This is a genomic window from Bacillus cereus group sp. N6 (assembly GCF_016483705.1).
GTDB classification, from domain to species: Bacteria; Bacillota; Bacilli; order Bacillales; family Bacillaceae_G; genus Bacillus_A; species Bacillus_A wiedmannii.
This window is the reverse complement of sequence record NZ_JAEHBI010000376.1, coordinates 1-218: the sequence shown is the minus strand read 5'-3', so window position 1 is coordinate 218 and position 218 is coordinate 1. Positions and strand designations below refer to the sequence as shown.

The following is a 218-nucleotide window of genomic DNA, read 5'->3' as shown; positions in this document are numbered from 1 at the left end:
GGACTGTAATCTAACTCTTCAGCAAGCTTTTCCAATGTCTTGCCCTCCACATACTTACCATACATAATCTTGTGTTCCAAACCGTGAAATGTACTAATTACCTTTTTGAAATCAAACATGTCATTCATCTTATGAGCTAAGTCATGTTCACATACAGCAATACGATCTTCTAGTTTTGCTCCTTCTGACTCAGCGGTTAAACATACTTCTTGTAAGTC

Annotated in this window: 1 pseudogene; it reads right to left on the bottom strand. The window is 37.2% G+C overall.

What is annotated here, in order from left to right:
* Positions 1-218 (bottom strand): annotated as a pseudogene (locus JDS99_RS31640) (hypothetical protein); the annotation flags it as partial.